Origin of the sequence: Klebsiella sp. Ech2A, from assembly GCF_030078455.1 — a bacterium.
Classification (GTDB): domain Bacteria; phylum Pseudomonadota; class Gammaproteobacteria; order Enterobacterales; family Enterobacteriaceae; genus Klebsiella; species Klebsiella terrigena.
Genome location: NZ_JAQGFU010000242.1, coordinates 1 through 5,839, shown reverse-complemented (window position 1 = coordinate 5,839; position 5,839 = coordinate 1). Strand labels below are relative to the sequence as shown.

5 protein-coding genes and 1 pseudogene are annotated in these 5,839 nt (G+C 57.1%); all 6 read left to right on the top strand.

Annotation, left to right across the window (positions count from 1 at the left end):
• Nucleotides 1-358, top strand: a 358-nt coding sequence (locus PFH44_RS24295; protein WP_463671572.1) for a mannitol dehydrogenase family protein, incomplete at its 5' end; no start/stop codon positions are given.
• 122 nt (nucleotides 359-480) lie between these two features.
• Nucleotides 481-1,458, top strand: coding sequence for a CobW family GTP-binding protein (locus PFH44_RS24290; protein WP_283826415.1), 978 nt, complete (start codon nucleotides 481-483; stop codon nucleotides 1,456-1,458).
• A gap of 41 nt (nucleotides 1,459-1,499) precedes the next feature.
• Entirely contained in the window at nucleotides 1,500-2,207 is a 708-nt protein-coding gene (locus PFH44_RS24285) for a phosphatase PAP2 family protein (protein WP_045855905.1), read from the top strand.
• A gap of 424 nt (nucleotides 2,208-2,631) precedes the next feature.
• The gene (mepS, locus tag PFH44_RS24280) at nucleotides 2,632-3,204 is read left to right on the top strand and encodes a bifunctional murein DD-endopeptidase/murein LD-carboxypeptidase (RefSeq protein WP_045855908.1); all 573 of its coding nucleotides are present in this window, start codon (nucleotides 2,632-2,634) and stop codon (nucleotides 3,202-3,204) included.
• Between the two features lie 186 nt (nucleotides 3,205-3,390).
• Nucleotides 3,391-4,959 carry a cyclic di-GMP phosphodiesterase gene (locus tag PFH44_RS24275; RefSeq protein WP_283826414.1) on the top strand — a complete coding sequence of 523 codons (1,569 nt, stop codon included), beginning with the start codon at nucleotides 3,391-3,393 and terminating at the stop codon, nucleotides 4,957-4,959.
• Nucleotides 4,960-5,021: 62 nt separating this feature from the next.
• Nucleotides 5,022-5,750: pseudogene (locus PFH44_RS24270) on the top strand (ABC transporter substrate-binding protein); the annotation flags it as partial.
• Nucleotides 5,751-5,839: the final 89 nt, after the last annotated feature.

The window sequence follows — 5,839 nt, the reverse complement described above, 5'->3', positions numbered from 1 at the left end:
GATGGACGGCAGCCCGAAGCTCCCGCAGCGCATTCTTGACGGCATCCGGGTGCATCTTGCCCGCGGCAGCCGCTGGCCGCTGCTGGCGCTTGGCGTCGCCGGCTGGATGCGCTACGTCAGCGGCGTGGACGATGCCGGCCAGCCGATTGACGTTCGCGACCCGCTGGCGGAGAAAATCCACGCCCTGGTCGCCGGCAGCAATGAGCAAGAGCGGGTTAGCGCCCTGCTCTCCCTCGAAGAGATTTTTGGCAACGACCTTCCCCACAGCGCCGAATTTGTCGCCAACGTCACCACGGCCTGGCGCCAGCTCTCGTCGCTGGGCGCGCGCGAGGCCATCGCCGCCGCGCTGGATTCTTAACAATTTCTGCTGTTTAACGGACAGAAATATTTTCTGTCCGTCGTAAGCCTTCTCTTTTCCCCATTTTTTCGTCAGGATAGTCGCCAACTGTTACAACATTACATTTCTATCCTGGAGAAAATGTGACCAAAACAAACTTGATCACGGGGTTTCTCGGCAGCGGTAAAACGACCTCGATTCTTCATCTGCTGGCCCACAAGCCTGCAGATGAAAAATGGGCCGTACTGGTGAATGAGTTTGGCGAAGTGGGCATCGACGGCGCTCTGCTGGCCGATAGCGGCGCATTACTCAAAGAAATTCCCGGCGGCTGCATGTGCTGCGTCAACGGCCTGCCAATGCAGGTCGGGCTGAATACCCTGCTGCGCCAGGGGAAGCCGGACCGGCTGCTGATTGAGCCAACCGGGCTCGGTCATCCGAAACAGATCCTCGATATTCTCACCGCCGCGGTCTACGAGCCGTGGATCGACCTGCGCGCGACGCTGTGCGTCCTCGATCCCCGTCAGCTTCTGGACCCGAAGGTGGTGGCCAACGAAAACTTCCGCGATCAGTTGGCCGCCGCCGACGTCATTATCAGCAATAAAACCGACCGGATGACCGTCGAAAGCGAGCGCGCGTTCGGCGTCTGGTGGCAGGAGTATGCCGGCAAGCGCCTGCACGTCAGCGCCACCCAGGGAAGTATTGACCCGGCGCTGCTGGACCTGCCGCGGCTTAATCTTCGTCCGCTGCCGGAAAGCGCGGAGCATGCGCACGGCCACGGGCAGAAAAAGGGCCTCGCGGCGCTGAGTCTCACCGGCCACCAGCGCTGGCGCCGCAGCCTCAACGAAGGCCAGGGCTACCGGGCCTGCGGCTGGATATTTGACGCCGATACCACCTTCGATACCGTTGGCCTGCTGGAGTGGGCGCGGCTGGCCCCGGTGGGCCGCGTGAAGGGCGTGATGCGTATTGCCGAAGGCCTGGTGCGGATTAACCGTCAGGGGCTGGACCTCAATATTGAAACGCAGAACGTCGCCCCGCCGGACAGCCGCATAGAGCTTATCTGCGACGGCGAGGCGGACTGGAATGCACTACAAGCCGCTCTGTTGAGGCTACGTTTAAGTTAAGGCGGCTATGTTTGCCGCCATTTACACAATATGCGACCGTTATGAATAAAACCCGAATCTCCCTTATCCTGCTGCTTAACGCCGCGGGTATTGCGCTTTTTTTATCATGGTATCTGCCCGCCAACCACGGGCTGTGGTTTCCGCTGGATTCCGCCATTTTCCACTTCTTTAACCACAACGTCGGCGTCAGCCGCGGCTATACCTGGCTGCTGGCGATTATCAATAACCGCGCTTTCGACGCCTGCTCTCTGCTGGCGATGGGAGCCGTGATGCTGAGCTTCTGGCTGAAGGAGCAAAGCGCCGGCCGCCGCCGAATCGTCATCATCGGCCTGGTCATGCTGCTGTCGGCGGTGGTGATAAACCAGCTGGCGCAGCACCTGATGCCGGTTAAGCGCGCCAGCCCGTCGCTCTCGTTTAGCGGTATCGTTAAGGTCAGCGACGTGGTCTCATTCCCGACCAAAGATGCCTCGAAGGATAGCTTCCCGGGCGATCACGGGATGATGCTGCTGATTTTCGCCGCCTTCATGTGGCGCTATTTTGGCCGTCGGGCGTTTGCTATTTCCCTCGCCATTTTCGTCGTGTTTGCCTTCCCGCGGGTGATGATTGGCGCCCACTGGTTTACCGATATTGCCGTCGGTTCATTAACCGCGCTGCTGGTCGGCGCCCCCTGGGTTCTGCTGACGCCATTGAGCGACAAAATGATTGCCTGGTTCGACCGAACCCTGCCCGGCGGGTTGCACAAAAATTAACATTTCCGTCGCATATTATTAAATATCCATAAGGGATCGTTCTCGGTCCCTTTTTTTATGTTGCGCCTTTTTTATCCCCACAATCATCTTTCTGTCACATTAATCGGCTTACAAATGAGGTAATTGCGTATTTTTTACCCATCTCTGCCGCTATTTTGGCCTTTCCCGATGATTCACTTTTTGTCGCAAAAATTCTTATAAGAAATCTCGCAAAACCGCTCGCCATCCCAGTGTTGATAGGGTAATCTCATTCTCGTTTTGCCTTTCCAGCAACGTAAAACCGGCATCAGAATTAAATTGTGCGTTACTGCACAAATTCAGATTTAAGGAATTGTCTCATTGCTGCCAGGTATTTAGGCTCTAACACGTTTGGCATTTTTTATAACGACATTGTCGTTAAGGACAACAAGGGAAAACACACAACATGGTCAAATCTCAGCCGATTTTGAGATATATCCTGCGGGTCGTTCCCGCGGTTGCAGTGGCAGTTTTGCTCTCTGCCTGTAGTTCGACAAGTAGTACCGCAAAGAATATGCATTCTGAGACGCTTGGTGTGGGTAGTGGCGATTTATCATCACTGCAAGCCTCTCAGGATGAATTTGAAACAATGGTCAACAACCTGGACGTTAAGTCCCGTTTGATGGACCAGTATGCTAGCTGGAAAGGCGTGCGTTACCGCCTTGGCGGTAGCACCCGGAAAGGCATCGACTGTTCGGCATTCGTGCAGCGCACCTTCCGCGAACAGTTTGGTCTGGAACTGCCGCGCTCAACGTCAGAGCAGCAGGATTCTGGCAAATCGATTTCACGTTCCCAGCTGCGTACGGGTGATTTAGTCCTGTTCAGAGCGGGTTCCACTGGCCGCCATGTGGGTATCTACATCGGCAACAGCCAGTTCGTTCATGCTTCCACCAGCAGCGGTGTGACCATCTCCAGCATGAACGAGCCGTACTGGAAAAAGCGCTATAACGAAGCGCGCCGTGTACTGAGCCGTTCGTAATCTCTTTCGTCGTCAGTTTTCCCTTGGCTGACGAACGGAAATTAAAAAACACTGCCAGGGCAGTGTTTTTTTTTGCTCATCGCCTCGCAAAGCCGCAATATAAGCTATGTCTTTAAATGGAAACGGTGAAATCGTTTTTCTTTCACCCCATTAGCGCGCCTCTTAAACACGGACTGACTATAGCCTATGCTTACCCGCTACTTCTCACCCCGGCGTAAAATCTGGCTGACCAGCACACTGATTGGGGTTATCGTCGCCCTGCTGGCCGGTAGCATTCAATTTATGGTTATCTATCACAACCGCGCGGAACGCTTTGACTCCATCATCAAAAACGTCAACGTTTACCTGAATGAGTACTTCCACGAGCTTAATCAGACCATTGCCGACCTGCAGCCGCTGGTCGACCGGGATTGCGAGAACGTCGCGTCGGGCCTGACCGCCCATGCCGCGTTCAGCCCAAACGTGCGGGCATTTCTGCTGGTGAAAAATGGCCGGGCGTTTTGCTCCTCGGCAACCGGCCCCATGAACACCCCTCTGGAGCAGCTTATTCCGCAGCTCGATATCACTAAACCCATCGATATGGCCATTCTGCCGGGTACGCCGATGATGCCAAAAAGCTCGGCGCTGGCGATGTGGGTGCGCAGCCCACACGGCGGCAACGACGGCGTTTTCGTGTCAATTAATACCAACCTGACGCCCTATATTCTCTATTCCGCCCGCCAGAATGACTTCAGCGGCATCGCGCTGGTGGTCAACAACCGCGCCATTTCGGCCTTCAGCAGCCGGCCGCTTAACCCCGAAGCGATCCCCGCCACGGCGAGCCGCGAAGCGCAGATCGCAGGGCTGCCGCTCAAGGTCTACCTCTACGCCAACACCTGGCTGGCTGAAAACACCCAGTACGCCCTGCTGTTGGGCGTGGTATGCGGGCTGCTGGCGGGACTGCTGGGCTATTACGTGCTATCGATCAAGTCCGATCCGCGAAAAGCAATCCTGATGGGAATAAAGAACGACCAGTTTTACATCGTCTATCAGCCGGTCGTCAAAGCCGATACCCTGCACATTAGCGGCGTTGAGGTACTGATGCGCTGGCGCCATCCGGTCGCCGGCGAGATCCCCCCGGACGTCTTTATCAACCTGGCCGAAACCCAGCAGATGATCGTGCCGCTGACCCACCATCTGCTGGCGCTGATCGCGCGCGATGCGCCAACGCTGCAAAAGATCCTCCCGGCGGGGAGCAAGCTCGGTCTGAATATCTCCCCAGCCCACCTGCACGCCGACAGCTTTAAGCCGGATTTACGGCAGTTTGCCGCCGCCCTGCCTGCCAACCACTTTAGCGTAGTGCTGGAGATAACCGAACGCGCGATGATCGATAAGAACCGATCGCTGGCCATCTTTGACTGGCTGCACGAGCAGGGCTTTGAAATTGCGATTGATGATTTTGGCACCGGCCACAGCGCGCTGATTTATCTTGAACGCTACAACTTCGACTATTTGAAAATCGATCGCGGCTTCGTACAGGCTATCGGGACCGAAACCGTCACTTCGCCGGTGCTTGATGCCGTGCTGACGCTGAGCCGCCGCCTGCAGCTCCTGACCGTTGCCGAAGGGGTTGAAACGCCTGAACAGGCGGAGTGGCTGCGCAAGCACGGCGTGCACTACCTGCAGGGCTACTGGATAAGCCGGCCTCTGCCGCTGGAAACGCTGCTCGCCGCGCACGACGAACCGGCGAAATACTTCGCCGCCGCCGAGCGCTGATGATGATTTAATCTATGGATGGGCCCGCTCTGGGCCCGCCAACAGAGGATAATAACCTGGCCATGTTCGCGCGTATTTGCCTGATATTAGTTACCTTTATTAGCCTTAACGGTCAGGCGCAGACCGTGAAAGAGAGCCACAGCTTCGCCATTATCGGCGAGCCGAAATACCCTGACGGCTTTAGTCATTTCTCCTACGCCGACCCGACGGCGCCAAAAGGCGGCGGCATCACGCTCGCCTCCATTGGCACCTTCGACAACTTCAACCGCTACGCGCTGCGCGGCAACCCCGGCGTGCGTACCGATGCCCTGTACGATACGCTGTTCACCACCTCCGACGACGAAGCGGGCAGCTACTATCCGCTGATCGCCGACGGGGCGCGCTACGCCGATGACTTTTCGTGGGTGGAGGTCACCCTCAATCCGCAGGCCCGCTTTCATGACGGCACGCCGATCCGCGCCAGCGACGTCGCCTTTACCTTCCAGAAGTTTATGACCGAAGGCGTCCCGCAGTTTCGCCTGTTCTACAAAGGCACCCGCGTCAAGGCCATCGCCCCGCTCACCGTGCGCATTGAGCTCGGCCAGGCGGGCAAAGAGAACATGCTCAGCCTGTTCACCCTGCCGGTCATGCCGGAAAAGTTCTGGCGGGACCACAAACTCAGCGACCCGCTCTCCCCCCCGCCGCTGGCCAGCGGCCCTTACCGCATTACCGACTGGCGAATGGGCCAGTACATCGTTTACTCGCGCGTTAAAACCTACTGGGCGGCCAATCTTGCGGTCAACCGCGGGCGCTGAATATTGAAGGCCAGCCATTGGGTATCCTGCGCCGAGGTATTCTGATACTCAGCCTTCACGATATAGCCCCGCGTACAGTTGCGCCC

Coding starts and splice junctions, on each gene's coding strand:
- PFH44_RS24285 (WP_045855905.1), top strand. CDS start 1,500: ATGAATAAAACCCGAATCTCCCTTATCCTGCTGCTTAACGCCGCGGGT.
- mepS (WP_045855908.1), top strand. CDS start 2,632: ATGGTCAAATCTCAGCCGATTTTGAGATATATCCTGCGGGTCGTTCCC.
- PFH44_RS24275 (WP_283826414.1), top strand. CDS start 3,391: ATGCTTACCCGCTACTTCTCACCCCGGCGTAAAATCTGGCTGACCAGC.